Origin of the sequence: Streptomyces sp. B1I3, assembly GCF_030816615.1 — a bacterium.
In the GTDB taxonomy this organism is placed as follows: domain Bacteria; phylum Actinomycetota; class Actinomycetes; order Streptomycetales; family Streptomycetaceae; genus Streptomyces.
The window spans coordinates 4445097-4458642 of the sequence record NZ_JAUSYD010000001.1 but is presented as its reverse complement, the minus strand read 5'-3'; the positions used below and the strand labels follow the sequence as shown (position 1 = coordinate 4458642).

Below are 13546 nucleotides of genomic sequence, written 5' to 3'. Positions count from 1 at the left end.
CCCGCCCCACCCGACTCCCCCAGAACGGGTGGGCACCGCGGTGGGGCCCCCGGGCGGGAGGGGAACCAGGCACGCGACTCGGCCGCCGTCGTCAGGGTCCTGGGCGTCACCCGCCGCCCGGAGGCATGCGCACGCGGGCCTTCGGCTGCCCAGGTGGGGACGCCGCCCCCGCCGCCGGGTGGGCCGGTTCCCTCAGCAGCGGGTACACCGGTGCCCGCACACTCGGCGCCATGGGCGCACGGGCCGATGCCCGCCGGTACGGGGCCGGGGGCGCCTGTGCGGGTGACGGCCGGGGCCGGAACACGGCCACCTCCTGCTCGCCCGTGAGGGCAGCGAGCGGGAGGCGGGGCCGGGGCGCCGCGACCCTCGGCGAGGGCGTCGCGGCCGGGGGACCTGCCCTCGACCTGACCTCCGGTGCGTACGGGCCGAAACGCGCTCGCGCCGTCACATCGGCGATCTCGCCCTCGACGGAGCACCGGACCACCTCTGCCCCCTGTGCTGCGGCCACGTCCCTTGCCGCCCCGCATGCCGTCGCTGCCCCCCGCAGCGCCCGGTCTGCTGCGGCGAGCGCTGCCAGGTCCGCCGCGCCACCGGCCTTGTGGCGAGCTGCCACCGCCTGGCCGAGCGCGAGCACCGTCGCGAAGACCGCGCACAACGTCGCCGTCGTCACCGCCACCCATACAGTCGCCAGTCCCCGGTCCACCCCCTCAGGCCCCCGGGTCGTCGGCCCCCGACCTGCTCCCTCAGGCCCCCCGCCCCACCCACTCACGGTTCTGCTCCCACGGTGTCCTCGGCCAGGGCCACAGCCTCGGCGCTCAGCGTCAGGGCGAGACCCCGCGGGCCCGGCGTAGGTGCCTCCACCCGCACCCTCCAGACGTCCCCGGCCCTCTCCACGACGACCCGGGACCCTCCCGGCGCCGCCTCACGCGCGGCCGACAGGACCATGGCCTCGGGCTCCGCGCGGGCCGCAGCCCGCGCCCCGGCCCGCGCGGCGTCCACACAGCGGATCTGGCCGGCCGCGGCGGCCAACGCCCACACCAGAGCCATCACGAACGCCACCAGCACGGGAATGGCCATGGCAGCCTCCGCCGTCACTGCTCCCCGGTCCTCGTGACGACTTCCGAGACCGGTGCGGCGATCCCCCTTCACCACGTCAGAACTTCGCATCGAGCGCGTCCTTGATCAGCGACTGCAGAGCTGACAGCACCGCCCCGCTGGTCACCACCTTGTAGAGCACCGCCGCGAAAGCGCAGGCCGCGATGGTTCCTACGGCGTACTCGGATGTCGTCATCCCCTGGTCCGGACGACTGGTCCGGACAAGCCGGGCGCGCCGGTCCACCCAGACGCGGCGAACCGCACTCCATGCCCGCTGCATGCTGCTGTTTCCCATCGTTCCCCCACTGATCAGGTTCATATGTCGCTCGAAGTCCACTTCATGCGGTGGTTGTCGTCGTGCGGCGTTCGGGAAGGCGCAGGAGGGCGCCTGCGCCACCTCAGTCGCGGCACTCGTCAGTTGCGGTCCAGCAAGCCGGTCGCCAGACCGATCACCACCGGCGCCACTCCGACCGCCAGAAAGGCGGGCAGGAAGCAGAGCCCCACCGGTGCCGTGATCAGCACGCCCGCCCGCTGGGCGCGCGCCACCGCCGCGCCGGCACGCTCGGCACGCATCTCATCGGCCAGCCGGGCGACGGGCTCCGCCGCCGGAGCCCCCGTCGATCCGGCCCGCTCCAGACAGCGGGCCAGGGGGCCGGCGCCTGGTATCTCCGCGAACCTCCCCCACGCATCAGCCGGTTCACCACCGAGTCTGATTACCGCTGCCGTTCGGGCCAGCAGGTCACCGACCTGGCCGCCCATGGACTCACCGACCGCTTCCGCCGCCTCCCGCGGTCCGGCGCCCGCCGAGATGCAGGCAGCCAGCAGGTCGGCCGCGAGCGGCAGTTGGCGGGCGACCGCGGCAGCCTCCGCCTTCCGGGCCTCGGCCCCGCTCCCCAGGCCGGAGCGCGACCAGCGCCACACTCCGTATGCCGCCGCCAGGCCGGCTCCGCACCCGGGCAGGCCGCCGACGAGGGCCCAGCCGGTCATCAACGCACCCACGGGTGCCGCCCACATCCGGACTCGGCTGCGCACCGCCGTTCGTCGGCGCCGCCATCCGGGAGCCGGCCCATCGGCACGGGACGCCGTCAACCGCTCTCCGCGCCGGCGGACCGCGCGCTCCTGCCGCCACCCGATCCACGCCAGTGCGAGACAGGCAGCGGTCGCCAGCGCTACGCCCACCGTTCCCAGCCGGTGCACCTCTGCCGGCCCGTTCACGGCGCCTCCCCCGCCCGCACGATCCGAGACGCCCAGAACAACCCTGCCCCTTCGAGCACACCACCTGCCGCCAGGCACACCAGCCCACCCGGACTGTGCAGAAGCACGTTCAGCGGATCGGCCCCCAGCGCGGCACCCAGACCCAGACCCACGACCGGCAGCAACGCCAGCACCAGGACCGTGGACCACGCACCCGCGAGGTGTGCCCTCAGCTCCACCACCCGGCGTCTGTCGGCCCGCAACGCCCCCTCCAGTCGTGCCAGGCCTGCCGCGAGACCGGCTCCGCCGTCCACCGCCACCTGCCAGCAGGCCGCCACCCCCGCGAGTCCGTCCAGTCCCGGTCCGGCCGACGCCTTCCGGAGTTCGCCCGGCACATCACCACCGAACCGCGCCGCCGCGACCACCGCGGCTTCGTCACCGCCCAGTGCTCCCCCGTTCCGCGCGGCGATCAGCAACGCCTGCCCGGGCTCGCGTCCGGCTCGGAGCTCGCCCACGACCGCCCCGCACAAGGTCGTCACCGCATCGGCCGCCCGCTCCCGCGCAGAGCGCAGAGACCTGCGCCGTAACCACCGCCTCACCAGGGGCACGGCGACCACCCCGGCGACCAGCGGCAGCGCCGACTCGCCCAGCACACCGAGAAGCAGCGCCACGGGTGCACAGAGCCATTCGCGCCGGACACCGAGGTATCCCCGGACCACGCCCCAGCAGCCCGTGAACCGCGGACGCGAGGGACGGCCGCACGCGAACATCGCGCGTGTCCGCCGCGCACCCGGGTCCTCAAGCACGGCCAGGCCGCCTGCCAGCCCCGCGCCGACCGCCATCACCAGTGCTACGAGCTGCCCCGAAGGGTGGAGATCCGCTGCCGTCACGGCGCCTCTCCGATCAACAGGGCCAGTTGTTTCCAGCCCCGCTCACGAATGAACCCCTCGGGCCCCCAGCGCAGTGCGGGCACGGTGATCACCAGGCCTGCCGAGTCCCGCTCGAGCACGTGTACCGCGGCAAGGCGTCGCCGTCCGCCACGGTCCCGCACAAGATGCACCACCACGGACAGCGCGGCTGCCACCTGGCTGTGCAGAGACGCCCGATCGAGGCCTGCAGCAGTGCCCAGCGCCTCCAACCGTGCCGGGACGTGCTCGGCGGCATTGGCGTGCACCGTGCCGCACCCGCCCTCATGTCCTGTGTTCAGGGCGGCCAGCAGCTCCGTCACCTCGCCGCCCCGCACCTCCCCCACCACCAGGCGGTCGGGGCGCATGCGCAAGGCCTGGCGCACCAGGTCCCGGAGCGTCACACGGCCCGCGCCCTCCTGATTGGCGGGTCGCGATTCCAGTCGCACCACGTGGGGATGGTCGGGGCGTAGTTCCGCCGAGTCCTCGGCGAGCACGATGCGTTCCCGCTCGTCGACCGCCCCCAGCAGGCTGGAGAGCAGCGTGGTCTTCCCGAACCTGTGACAAAGACACCTCTCTTGGCGGACACTCGGGGGATGAAGCACAACCGCGCCCGGCACACCGGGCCCTCACGCGCCGTCATCTACGTCCGTATCAGCCAGGACCGCACCGGCGCCCACCTCGGCGTCGACCGGCAGCGCGAGGACTGTGAGGCGCTCGCCGAATCCCACGGCTGGGAAGTCGTCGAGGTGTACGTCGACAACGACTTGTCGGCGTACTCGGGCAAGCCACGCAAGGACTACCGTCGGATGCTCGCCGACCTGGAGTTGGGCACCGCCACCGTCGTGATCGCCTGGCACACCGACCGGCTGCACCGCTCCCCCACGGAGCTCGAGGAGTACATCGACCTCAGCCAGCGGCGCGGCGTCGACACCCACACCTGCCAGGCCGGTGAACTCGACCTGTCCACCTCGTCCGGCCGGATGACCGCCCGCATCCACGGCGCCGTCGCCCGCCACGAATCCGAGCACAAGGCCGAGCGTGTCGCCCGCGCCCGCCTGCAGAAGGCGAAGGCCGGCAAGTTCGGCGGCGGCCTACGTCCGTTCGGTTGGGGCATGCCCACCGGGGAGACCCGGAAGAAGGTCGTGAAGGGCACCGACGAGGAGATCGACGTGCCGGTCCTCGACATGAACAAGCTGGTGCCCGAGGAAGCTGCGGCGCTGGACGTCGGTACGGATCAGATCCTGTCGGGCGGGTCGATCAAGGGGTGGGTACGGTGGCTCGCCGACAAGGGCCTGACGTCCACCACGGGCAAACCGATCGACCACCAGTCAGCACGTGATCTGCTGCTGCGCCCGAGAAACGCCGGAATCGCCGTCTACAGGGGCGAGGAGATCGGACCCGGGGCGTGGGACCCCGCCGTGGACAAGCCGCGTTTCAGGGCCGTCGTGGCGATCCTGACGAACCCGGCCCGGCTGACGTCGCCAGGGCCGACACCGAAGTGGTTCGGGTCGCTCCTCTACCTGTGCGGCCACCGGGGCTGCAACAAGCCGGTGACGTGCACCCGCGCGGGTGGCGGGAACTACCCGAGCTACCGATGCGTGGACCAGCACGGCGGCGGCCGCAAGGCCGAGACCCTCGACCGGTACGTCCAGGACCTCATCGTCGAGCGCCTGTCACGGGATGACGCTGGCGAGCTGCTGGAGCCCGCGGCCGACGGGGTGGACGTGGCCGCGCTGCAGCTGGAGAGCGAGCAGATTCGCCGGCGGCTGACCGACCTGGCGGGCATGTTCGGTGCCGGGCAGGTCGACATGGCCCAGTTCGCCGAGGGCTCGGATGTCGCGCGCGCCCAGCTCGAAGGGATCACCAGCCAGCTGGCCCGGGCCGCGGTGAAGGATCCGCTCGTCGGCCTGGTCGGCGTGCCGGATGTCCGTAAGGCGTGGGACGCACTCGGCCTCGACCGCCGGCGCGCGGTCCTGCGGTCCCTGCTGACGGTGACACTGCACAAGCCCCGCCCCGGCCGCATGCCCGATGGCGGGTACTTCGACTACGAAGCCATCGAAACAAAGTGGCTGCGAGGCTAGTCGCAATCGCGGGAGACATACCTAGAAAGGGACGGACGATGGCGGTTCACCGGCGCCCGAATCCATCACCTGAGCAAGGGCCTTGAGTACAGACGACGTCTTCTTTTCAGACATCAGACGCGCGAAATTCCGAAGGGTCTCCATAGCTTCCTCATCGAGCTCATCCGGGTGCTCACGTCGGCGCTCCGCGTCCAGCCACTCCTCATAGTCCTCTCCGCCATCGAGCCACTCCACCCGGGCGGACGGGCTCCAAACGACGCCTTTGCTCTGCTTGAGAATGCGGTTGACCGAACTGATCATCTCGCTTGAGTATCGCAGCGGGACAGCCGCCTCTAGCAATTCGTCCGCCTCGATGTACGCATCCTTCTGGTACTCCGCATCTTCTCCGCGACCGAGGCGGTAAATGATTTCCGTGTGGACGGGCACTTCAATCGGCATGAAGAAATAGGCGACCGGTTCAGAAAAGACTCGGGCAAAGCACATGACTTCGTTTGCGTCGAACATGCGCGACCGCCCCGTCTTGAGCGAGCGCTCCGCCGCACTCAGCGTCGCCGCCGTCCACTTCTTCCCCGCCGCACGTTGCAACCGCTCAGCCGTCTCGTCCTGGGTCCACCCCCTCGCCCGCCGCGCCTTCGTGAGGTTGTGCGCGACAACCTGGTTCACGGTCAAAAGGACGACTTTCTTACTGCTTCCCTCATGCTCTGCCATGCCTACCACTGTAGACCAGCAGTCAACGCCTACGCAGGATCACTGCACACGCATGACGATTCACGCTTGCCCCACGGGCATCAGTCCGCCTACTCTGCACTCATGCGCACCGAATCAACGTCAGTGTGTAGCTCGTCGCCGTTGCGGGCTGTCCGCACAGCGAAGGGCATGACGCTGCGGACCACGGCACAACGCTCCGGCATCGACCCGGGCTATCTCTCCAAGGTCGAGCGCGGGCAGAAGCAGCTGTCCATTGAGTCCCTCCACCGCCTCGCGGTGGTGTTGGAACTCAGCGAGCTGGCAGCCCTCCTTAAGCCCTACCTGCACAGCAAGGAAGCGGCGTGACCAGCGCGGCGGCAAATAGCGCCGCGAACGACAACAGCGCCCGGGGGGCAACCCAGGCGCTGTCAGTCGAGCAATTCGAAACCACCGCTAAGCAGATCGGAAGCTCGATGACCAGTATCGCAGACTCCACTCGTCCGGGACAGGCAAACCTCAACCAGCCAGCCCCGGCCGCCCGCCCCACCTTTGCAGAGTTGGGCGAAGCAGTCGCCGCCCGCATCGCGGCCGGCGTCCCCTCAATCGCCGCCGAGCTGGGGCAGGCGGGGCTCGCGAGCCTCTTGGCGGACGTCCTTCGGCAACTGACGCGCACCGCCCGCCCGGCCGCCTGCCCGGACTGGTGTGTCACCGACCACACCGCTGGCAACGACCCCGGATGGCACCAGGGGCCGAGCATCGACGTCACGTGCTCCGTGCCGGGACTCAACGCGGCACCAGGTGGTCCGCTGGAGACGCTGCTCTGCGCGCGCGTCGTGCAGCACAACGAGGACCCGGATGCGTTCGGTGTCGAGACCCGCCTCTGGGTCGACACAGGACTCGACACCACCGAGCTCGACGTCGCCCAGACCGACCAGCTCATCGCCGGTCTGGAGACCTTCCTCCCGAAGCTTCGGGCCATGCGGGGCCACCTCGCCGAAGCCTCGGCTGGAGACCACCCGGGCACCCCGGCCGTGAAGGCCACACGCATGGCCGACGTCGACGCCCGAGTGAAGGCCATTAACAAGGCCGAGGCGACGCGGTGGTAACCCAACCGCACACCACCGCGGCGGCCGAGGGTGTCCTCGGCCGCCCGGCCGGGGCCACTCACGGCGACGCCGCGTACTGGGCACGCATCCGGCGCATCGTCGACCAGGCCCCGCCCCTCACCGACCACCAGCGGGCAGTCATCCGCGCTGCGTTCCACCAGCCGGCCGACCAGAAGGAGCGGGCAGCATGAACAATCACACCATCGGCCAGTGGCCCGTCGAACGGCCCCTCCGCCTCGCCCCCGCCCCGGCACGGCAGGACGCCCCCGCCCCGGCGCAGCCCCCCGCGGTGGTGCCCGTGCCCGAGGTTCGGCTGGTCGTCACGGTGGACCTCACGCGCCCGTACAGCAACAGGGCCGAAGTCTCTGCAGACCTGTACGAGCAGACCCGTCACTCGACCGACTGCCACACCGCGATCGTCCGCGTCGGCGAGGACGCCCTCCGCTGCGAGAGCGGCCTCGGCCAGGCAATCGCCTCCCGCTTCTTCCTCGCCGCCAAGCGCATCGAGGTGCACATCCCGGCCGGAACCCGCTGGGCCTTCGTCGCCAGCGAGGTGCAGCGGCACCTCCGCGTCATGACTGCGGACCACGAGCGGATGCTCAACGCCACACGGACGCCCGGCAGTTGATCTACGGAGCGCTCCGCCGCCCGGGCTGCACTCCCAGCCCGGGCGGCACGCGCCTCACGAACACCACCGGCCCCGCTCGTAGAAGAGAGCACGTTCGTGAACACCACCGTCCTCCCGCTCTTCAGGGAGAACACCGAGCAGGACCAGGCGGAAGTCCAGCCGCCCCCTGCCCGACTCGGCATGGCCGCCGCCGCGGCCCACCTCGTCGCCTACCGCGACACGCAGGACAACGAGCGGCGCGTACATCTCGTCGTGGACTGCCCGTTCTGCAACCACCAGCACATCCACCCCGCTGGCCTCGCCACGGCGCCGCGCCTCTGCCCCCGCGCATCGCGCTGCGTCGGCCGCCCGACCGGCGCCTACTACTTCCCGGCGGTGCAGCAGTGACCGACCGCCCGCCGACCCAGGTGACCATCGACGAGAACCTTGTCCACGCGTCCCTGACCCACCAGTACCAGGACGTCCCCGGCCTGCTCAGCATCTGCAGCGACGCCGACGGCTGGGCCGGACGACGCTTCACGACCGACAAGGCAGGCATCGCCGCTGCGGTGCAGCACGTCATCCAGCTCGATGCCCGTCGGCCGAAGGGCATTTACGCCCAGGTCACCACACTCCGCGAGCATCCCGAGAAGGGGCGCGGCGGGAAAGACCTGGCCCACGGGCTCACGTTCCTGTGGGCTGACGGCGACTTCGGCGACGTCGGCCACAAGCCGGGCCCCGACGAGATGCCGCACCCCCTGGACGCCGATCACGTGCGGGAGATCGTGGCGTCGTCCGGGCTGCCGGAGCCGAGTGGCTGGGTGCTGTCCGGCGGCGGCTTCAACCCCATGTGGATGCTCGACCAGGCACACATCATCACGGACGACGACCGGGCCCGTATCGAGAGCATGACGGCCGGCTTGCAGACCATCCTCGGCGCCGCCGCTTACGGGCACGGCTGCACGTGGGACACGCAGGTCGGCAACCTCGACCGGCTGATGCGGGTGCCCGGCACCGTGAACCGGAAGGGCGGACGGGAGCGGGCGACAGGCAGCATCCCGGGCTCGACGGCTCAGGTCTCCCTGCCCCTCATGCTCGAGCTGGTTGCCGAGCTGGAGCCTGCCGCGCGGGCGGCGCTGGAGAAGGCCGCCTCGGAGAAGCGCGCCCGGCAGGACGTCCGGATCGGCCGCGCCACCGTGCCGCCGCCGCGCGCCCGCGCCGTGAGCACCGGGGGCAGCAGCGTCTTCGACATCCTCGCCGCCAACCTCACCTTCCGGGACATCCTCGAACCAGCAGGGTGGACCTACCGGGGGACGTCCGGTGGGAGGGACAAGTGGCTGCGGCCGGCCAGCTCGGAGGGCTCGGCCGAGAGCGACTACAGCCTCATCTGCGACGACCACGTCGCCGTGAACTGGTCCGAGCGGTCCGGTCTTCCGACCGGACAGCAGCCGTCTGGCCGGAAGCTGACCGTCCCCACCCTGTGGGCGCACCTTCACTACGGGGGCAACGAGAGCGAGGCCGCCCGCGACGTCCTTCGCGCCGCTCACGACCAGCCGTGCGCGGCCCCGGCGCAGAGCCTGTCTGTTCAGGTCCTTTCGCAGGTCAAGGAGAAGTGCCGCCCGCCCCGGGTGTCTCATCCCGTCCCGGCTCCTCCGCACGATTACGACTGGGACGCCCTGGTAGAACCCGAGCCTGAGCACGAGCGCCCACCCACCGACGACCAGCAGCCCAAGACCGTTCCCGGGCTTCTGCCCGAGGATTTCTACGCCGCCCGCCCCGAGCTGGCCCACATCCGCCAAGCCGGGCACTCACGCAGCCGGTCCGGCGATGTCGCCCTACTGTCGGTGCTCACCCGGCTCTCCTCGCTGGTGTCGCACCGCATCCGCGCCGACACCGGCATCGCCGGTTACGCCTCACTGAACCTGTTCGGCGGGATCATCGGCCCGTCCGGCATCGGCAAGTCCACCGGCGTAGAGGTCGCCGACCGGCTGATGCCGGCCCCGCCGGGACTGGACTTCCGCGACGGTCTGCCGCTCGGTTCCGGGGAAGGCCTCGCCGAGGTCTTCATGGGCATCGTCGAGGAGGAGACCGGCGAGGTACGGAAGACCCGCGGCGGCACCGAGACCCCCGTGACCGTGAACGTCCGCAAGCAGGTTCGGCACAACGCGTTCTTCTACGTCGACGAGGGCGCCACGATCACCCGGCTGATGAAGGACCGCTCAGGCTCGACCCTGGGCGAGACCTTGCGAAGCGCTGCCGTCGGCCAGACTCTCGGGCAGACCAACGCCAGCAAGGACACCAGCAGGTACATCCCCAGCGGCTCCTACAGCCTGGGCCTGCTGGTCGGCTTCCAGCCGGAGACCGTGACTCCCATCTTCGACGAGGTCGCCGAGGGGACGCCGCAGCGATTCGTCTGGGTACAAGTCATCGACCCGTCGATCCCCGACGAGCAGCCGGCCTGGCCCGGCGAACTCCACGCATGGCGGGCCGCCGCCGCGGCGCCGCCCGGAAACGAGGCAGACCGCTTCGTCCTCGTCACCTTCGATGACGCCATCAAGGCCGAACTCCGCGCCGCCGACCTCGCCAAGGTCCGCGGCCTGGCGCATGCCTCGGAGATGAACCCGTTCGACTCCCAGGCGCCAGTCATGAAGGTGAAGCTCGCTTCTCTGCTGGCGATTCTCTGCGGGCGACGGCACGTCAGCACCGAGGACTGGCAGTTGGCGCAGATCCTCTGGACAGCGTCGTGCGCGACGCGGGATGCCGTCATGCGGTACGCCGAGGCACAGCGCCGCCAGGAGCAGGAGCAGCGCACGACAGCCCGTATCGAGGAAGAGGTACGCGTCGACCACGCGAAGCAAGTGGCCGAGGGCGCGCGGGCGGACCGGGCAGTCGAGCGGCTGGCTACCCGCCTTGCGGTGGCAGCACGGGAACAGGGGCCGCAGACCCGCAAGACGGTGCGCTCTCGGACCGCTGGGCGAGACAAGCGGCACCTCGTTGACGCGTTCGCCTACGCGGTAGTGCGCGAGTGGGTTATCGAGGACGGTGGGCGGTTCCTGCCCGGCCCTGTCCCCCCGTCCTGAAGGGGGACATAGGGGGGGACATCTGAAGGGGGGACAGGCTTTGTCCCCCCTCTCCCTCCGGGAAAATGCTCCAACTGGTTTCGCTTCTCAACTATTGCAAGCGCAAGTAAGTCTGTGACCTGCACAAATAGAAATCAAGATCAACTTTTTCTTGACTCGCGTACCGCGCGAGAGAGGGGGGGGACAAACGGTGTCCCCCCTGTCCCCCTGTCCCCCTGACAGTCCACCTACTCACCAAGGAGATTCGATGACCGACCAGCCCACCCCCGAGAACACGAACATCACGAAGCGCACCGTGCAGATCCGCACCCTCACCGTCGACACCAAGCAGATGACGCAGGGGATCTTTCGTCAGCTTGCCGAGTGGCCCGTCATCGACGCCGCGGGAAGCGTCCACGGGGACCCGTGGGGCCTCGTGAACTATCACCCCGACCGCTGTGACGACGCACCCAAGCACCTGCATGTGGTCTGGCAGGCAGGGGACCAGCTGCACCGCGCACATGTGCCCGCCCCCGAGCACGCCAATCTCCGGGGATTGCTGGCCAGCGAGTACGCCATGGCGCTTATTGCCGAGGGGGTGCAGGCGAGTGACGAGGTTGGTCTCCGAGTGAGCCGAGGCAAGGGGCGGGCCGAGATCATCACCCGCTTCAACCTCTGGGGCGTCAGCTTCACCGGCAGCGCCACACCTCGATTTCTGAATGCCTGGCAGGGAAGCGGCGGCCTGTACGAAGACCAGATCGCCGGCCTGCGCGCGGAGTTCAGCGCGCACTTCGGCGGCGAGCTCCGACCCTCGGCCGAGATTGCTCCCCTGCTGCCGACCGGGCCCTACAAGCGGTCGTGGTTGGAGCTCAACAAGCTGCCGCAGCTCTTTATCGGCCGCTGACCGCAGCCCCACCGCATCACTAGGCCGGGCCCGCGGGTCTAGGGCCCGGCCACCTACCCAGCCTCCCAGGTGTTTCAGATGGAACACCTCGCCCTGAAGGAGCCCGCCATGGCAGGCGAGACAGTGATCACCATCGTCGGCAACCTGGTTGACGACCCCGAGCTGCGCTTTACCCCGGCCGGCGCCGCCGTTGCCAAGTTCCGCATCGCCTCCACCCCCCGTGTCTTCGACCGGCAGACCAACGAGTGGAAGGACGGCGAAGGCCTCTTCCTCACCTGCTCCGTGTGGCGGCAGGCCGCCGAGAACGCAGCCGAGACGATGACCCGCGGCATGCGCGTCATCGTCCAGGGCCAGCTCAAGCAGCGGTCCTACGAGGACCGCGACCAGGTGAAGCGCACCGTGTACGAGATCGACGCCCACGAGGTCGGCGTCAGCCTGGCCCGCGCCTCGGCGAAGGTCACGAAGAACCCGGCTGGTGGCGGGCAGGGCGCGGGAGCCCCGGCCGCGGCCCAACCTCCGCAGCAGGCCGGCGGATGGGGCAGCGGTCAGTCGGCAGCTCCGGCCGCCGCGCCCAGCTACTCGGACGAGCCCCCCTTCTGATCTGCAGCCACAGTCACCACTCATCCGCAGAGGAGAGCCCGCTCATGCAAAACGCTCGCATCACGATCAACCACGACCACACCAGCCGGTTGGGGAACCTGCTCTTCGGTGCCTGGTGGTGGCAGGTGTACATGGCCGGAGTCGGTCTGAAGTCGGGCTTCGCCCGTGCTGAGCCGCAGGCCCGTGCGAAGGCTGAGCGGGCCGCGCGCACGCTCGCTCGCACCCAGTGCGGCACAACCTTCCGGTACACGCTGCCTCTCAGCACCGAGAGGACCGAAGCGCCGTGAATGCTTGCCTGCTGTGTGAGACGCACGATGCGGCCGGCGGGCAGCTGTGCCCCGGCTGCACGAAGGCGACCCTGGTCCGGCTGGAGTCCCTGCCGACGCTGTACGACGGACTGCAGGCGTTCCTCGCGCCGAGCAGCACCGGTGGTCAGGGCCGCGGTTCGAAGCCCGTGCATGCCCCGCTGCCCGTCTCCGAGAGCGTCCTCGATCTCCGGGGCCCGGGCGGCATGGTGGGCATCGTCGAGGACTGGCTGGGTCTGGTCCGGGAGGAGCGCGGCATGGCCCCGGTCGTTCCGGTCGGCGCCGTTGAGCCCCGGCTGGCTGCCGCGGTGGCCGGGCTGCGGAACCAGCTGCCGTGGATCGCGATCAGCTGGCCGTTGGCCGGCGCGTTCGCCGAGGAGATCCGGGAGCTCGCGAACAACGCGCGGAGCATTCTCGACCCGGACAAGCAGGCGGTCCGCGGAACCCGGATCGGGCAGTGTCCGGCGATTGACCCGTCCGGCACGTTGTGCGGTGCCGTGCTGCGGCTGCTGCCGGGTGAGAAGGCTGTGCGCTGCGAGTGGTGTGACACGCGGTACCCGCCGTATACCTGGGCGCAGTTGAAGGCGTGGATCGATGAGGACGCGCGGGCCGGAAATGCTGCGTAGAGCTTGCGCACCTAACCCTGGGTTGGATAGAGTCGGTCTCGTGAACGCCATCCCCTGGCGGGACCGGGTCCGCGCGGAGGACGAGCTGGTGGAACAGCTCCAACGCCTCGTATCCGAGTCCGCCAAAAGACGAGCGCTCGCCTTGCTCGACGGCGTAGCCGAACTTGGCACCGTGGCTGACGTAGCCCGGGACCTAGGGAAGAGCTGGCAGGCGATCGACAAGGCGATCAAGAAGAACGGGCCGAAGGGCCCCACAACCACATAGAAGCGGGGCCGGACGACAGCTCCCCAGGTGGTGGAACACCCGGGAGCGGCCGCGTCGCCCGACCCCTGACGCACCGAGGCGTATCAGCGCCCCGGCACTTGCCCACGAG

Annotated in this window: 18 protein-coding genes and 1 pseudogene; 12 read left to right on the top strand and 7 right to left on the bottom strand. The window is 70.3% G+C overall.

The annotated features are described in order from the left end of the window. Nucleotides 1-106 precede the first annotated feature (106 nt). From QFZ58_RS20525 to QFZ58_RS20500, 6 genes and pseudogenes are all read right to left on the bottom strand, one after another. Entirely contained in the window at nt 107-670 is a 564-nt protein-coding gene (locus QFZ58_RS20525) for an Rv3654c family TadE-like protein (protein ID WP_307126361.1), read from the bottom strand. Nucleotides 671-765: 95 nt separating this feature from the next. Then, nucleotides 766-1167, bottom strand: a complete 402-nt coding sequence (locus QFZ58_RS20520; protein ID WP_307126360.1) for a TadE family type IV pilus minor pilin — start codon at nt 1165-1167, stop codon at nt 766-768. Then, nucleotides 1154-1375, bottom strand: coding sequence for a DUF4244 domain-containing protein (locus QFZ58_RS20515; RefSeq protein ID WP_307128935.1), 222 nt, complete (start codon nt 1373-1375; stop codon nt 1154-1156). Before QFZ58_RS20515 ends, QFZ58_RS20520 begins: the two co-directional genes overlap by 14 nt. A gap of 134 nt (nt 1376-1509) precedes the next feature. Next, nucleotides 1510-2310 (bottom strand): type II secretion system F family protein, encoded by an 801-nt coding sequence (locus QFZ58_RS20510; protein WP_373428572.1) that lies wholly within the window; start codon nt 2308-2310, stop codon nt 1510-1512. Beyond that, nucleotides 2307-3131, bottom strand: a complete 825-nt coding sequence (locus tag QFZ58_RS20505; RefSeq protein WP_307128933.1) for a type II secretion system F family protein — start codon at nt 3129-3131, stop codon at nt 2307-2309. The genes QFZ58_RS20510 and QFZ58_RS20505 overlap by 4 nt, the downstream gene beginning before the upstream one ends. Nucleotides 3132-3175: 44 nt before the next feature. Beyond that, nucleotides 3176-3748, bottom strand: a pseudogene (locus QFZ58_RS20500) (ATPase, T2SS/T4P/T4SS family); the annotation flags it as partial. Between the two features lie 42 nt (nt 3749-3790). Here QFZ58_RS20500 and QFZ58_RS20495 point away from each other — a divergent pair. Further along, the gene (locus tag QFZ58_RS20495) at nt 3791-5278 is read left to right on the top strand and encodes a recombinase family protein (RefSeq protein ID WP_307126359.1); all 1488 of its coding nucleotides are present in this window, start codon (nt 3791-3793) and stop codon (nt 5276-5278) included. Between the two features lie 21 nt (nt 5279-5299). Here QFZ58_RS20495 and QFZ58_RS20490 read toward each other — a convergent pair whose 3' ends face one another. After that, a complete protein-coding gene (locus QFZ58_RS20490) occupies nt 5300-5986 on the bottom strand; it encodes a helix-turn-helix domain-containing protein (protein WP_307126358.1) in 687 nt (228 codons plus the stop codon). On the opposite strand from QFZ58_RS20490, the gene QFZ58_RS20485 reads away from it, so the two are divergent. The 11 genes from QFZ58_RS20485 to QFZ58_RS20435 all read left to right on the top strand — a co-directional run bounded on the left by QFZ58_RS20485 (nt 5975) and on the right by QFZ58_RS20435 (nt 13437). After that, the gene (locus tag QFZ58_RS20485; protein ID WP_307126357.1) at nt 5975-6331 is read left to right on the top strand and encodes a helix-turn-helix domain-containing protein; all 357 of its coding nucleotides are present in this window, start codon (nt 5975-5977) and stop codon (nt 6329-6331) included. The genes QFZ58_RS20490 and QFZ58_RS20485 overlap by 12 nt on opposite strands. Continuing rightward, nucleotides 6328-7071, top strand: coding sequence for a hypothetical protein (locus tag QFZ58_RS20480; protein WP_307126356.1), 744 nt, complete (start codon nt 6328-6330; stop codon nt 7069-7071). Before QFZ58_RS20485 ends, QFZ58_RS20480 begins: the two co-directional genes overlap by 4 nt. After that, on the top strand, nt 7065-7262 hold the full coding sequence (locus QFZ58_RS20475) for a hypothetical protein (RefSeq protein WP_307126355.1): 198 nt from the start codon (nt 7065-7067) through the stop codon (nt 7260-7262). Before QFZ58_RS20480 ends, QFZ58_RS20475 begins: the two co-directional genes overlap by 7 nt. Then, nucleotides 7259-7699 carry a hypothetical protein gene (locus QFZ58_RS20470; protein ID WP_307126354.1) on the top strand — a complete coding sequence of 147 codons (441 nt, stop codon included), beginning with the start codon at nt 7259-7261 and terminating at the stop codon, nt 7697-7699. The genes QFZ58_RS20475 and QFZ58_RS20470 overlap by 4 nt, the downstream gene beginning before the upstream one ends. Before the next feature lie 96 nt (nt 7700-7795). Then, nucleotides 7796-8086 carry a hypothetical protein gene (locus tag QFZ58_RS20465; RefSeq protein ID WP_307126353.1) on the top strand — a complete coding sequence of 97 codons (291 nt, stop codon included), beginning with the start codon at nt 7796-7798 and terminating at the stop codon, nt 8084-8086. Then, on the top strand, nt 8083-10758 hold the full coding sequence (locus QFZ58_RS20460; RefSeq protein WP_307126352.1) for a hypothetical protein: 2676 nt from the start codon (nt 8083-8085) through the stop codon (nt 10756-10758). The genes QFZ58_RS20465 and QFZ58_RS20460 overlap by 4 nt, the downstream gene beginning before the upstream one ends. 247 nt (nt 10759-11005) lie before the next feature. Then, on the top strand, nt 11006-11641 hold the full coding sequence (locus QFZ58_RS20455; protein WP_307126351.1) for a hypothetical protein: 636 nt from the start codon (nt 11006-11008) through the stop codon (nt 11639-11641). Between the two features lie 108 nt (nt 11642-11749). Next, on the top strand, nt 11750-12241 hold the full coding sequence (locus QFZ58_RS20450) for a single-stranded DNA-binding protein (protein WP_307126350.1): 492 nt from the start codon (nt 11750-11752) through the stop codon (nt 12239-12241). A gap of 44 nt (nt 12242-12285) precedes the next feature. Beyond that, nucleotides 12286-12528: a hypothetical protein gene (locus QFZ58_RS20445; RefSeq protein ID WP_307126349.1), complete on the top strand. Its 243-nt coding sequence runs from the start codon at nt 12286-12288 to the stop codon at nt 12526-12528. Then, a complete protein-coding gene (locus tag QFZ58_RS20440) occupies nt 12525-13172 on the top strand; it encodes a hypothetical protein (RefSeq protein ID WP_307126348.1) in 648 nt (215 codons plus the stop codon). Before QFZ58_RS20445 ends, QFZ58_RS20440 begins: the two co-directional genes overlap by 4 nt. A gap of 40 nt (nt 13173-13212) precedes the next feature. Next, nucleotides 13213-13437, top strand: coding sequence for a hypothetical protein (locus tag QFZ58_RS20435; RefSeq protein WP_307126347.1), 225 nt, complete (start codon nt 13213-13215; stop codon nt 13435-13437). Nucleotides 13438-13546: the final 109 nt, after the last annotated feature.

Coding starts and splice junctions, on each gene's coding strand:
- QFZ58_RS20520 (WP_307126360.1), bottom strand. CDS start 1,167: ATGCGAAGTTCTGACGTGGTGAAGGGGGATCGCCGCACCGGTCTCGGA.
- QFZ58_RS20515 (WP_307128935.1), bottom strand. CDS start 1,375: ATGCAGCGGGCATGGAGTGCGGTTCGCCGCGTCTGGGTGGACCGGCGC.
- QFZ58_RS20505 (WP_307128933.1), bottom strand. CDS start 3,131: ATGGCGGTCGGCGCGGGGCTGGCAGGCGGCCTGGCCGTGCTTGAGGAC.
- QFZ58_RS20495 (WP_307126359.1), top strand. CDS start 3,791: ATGAAGCACAACCGCGCCCGGCACACCGGGCCCTCACGCGCCGTCATC.
- QFZ58_RS20485 (WP_307126357.1), top strand. CDS start 5,975: ATGCTCTGCCATGCCTACCACTGTAGACCAGCAGTCAACGCCTACGCA.
- QFZ58_RS20490 (WP_307126358.1), bottom strand. CDS start 5,986: ATGGCAGAGCATGAGGGAAGCAGTAAGAAAGTCGTCCTTTTGACCGTG.
- QFZ58_RS20470 (WP_307126354.1), top strand. CDS start 7,259: ATGAACAATCACACCATCGGCCAGTGGCCCGTCGAACGGCCCCTCCGC.
- QFZ58_RS20455 (WP_307126351.1), top strand. CDS start 11,006: ATGACCGACCAGCCCACCCCCGAGAACACGAACATCACGAAGCGCACC.
- QFZ58_RS20450 (WP_307126350.1), top strand. CDS start 11,750: ATGGCAGGCGAGACAGTGATCACCATCGTCGGCAACCTGGTTGACGAC.
- QFZ58_RS20445 (WP_307126349.1), top strand. CDS start 12,286: ATGCAAAACGCTCGCATCACGATCAACCACGACCACACCAGCCGGTTG.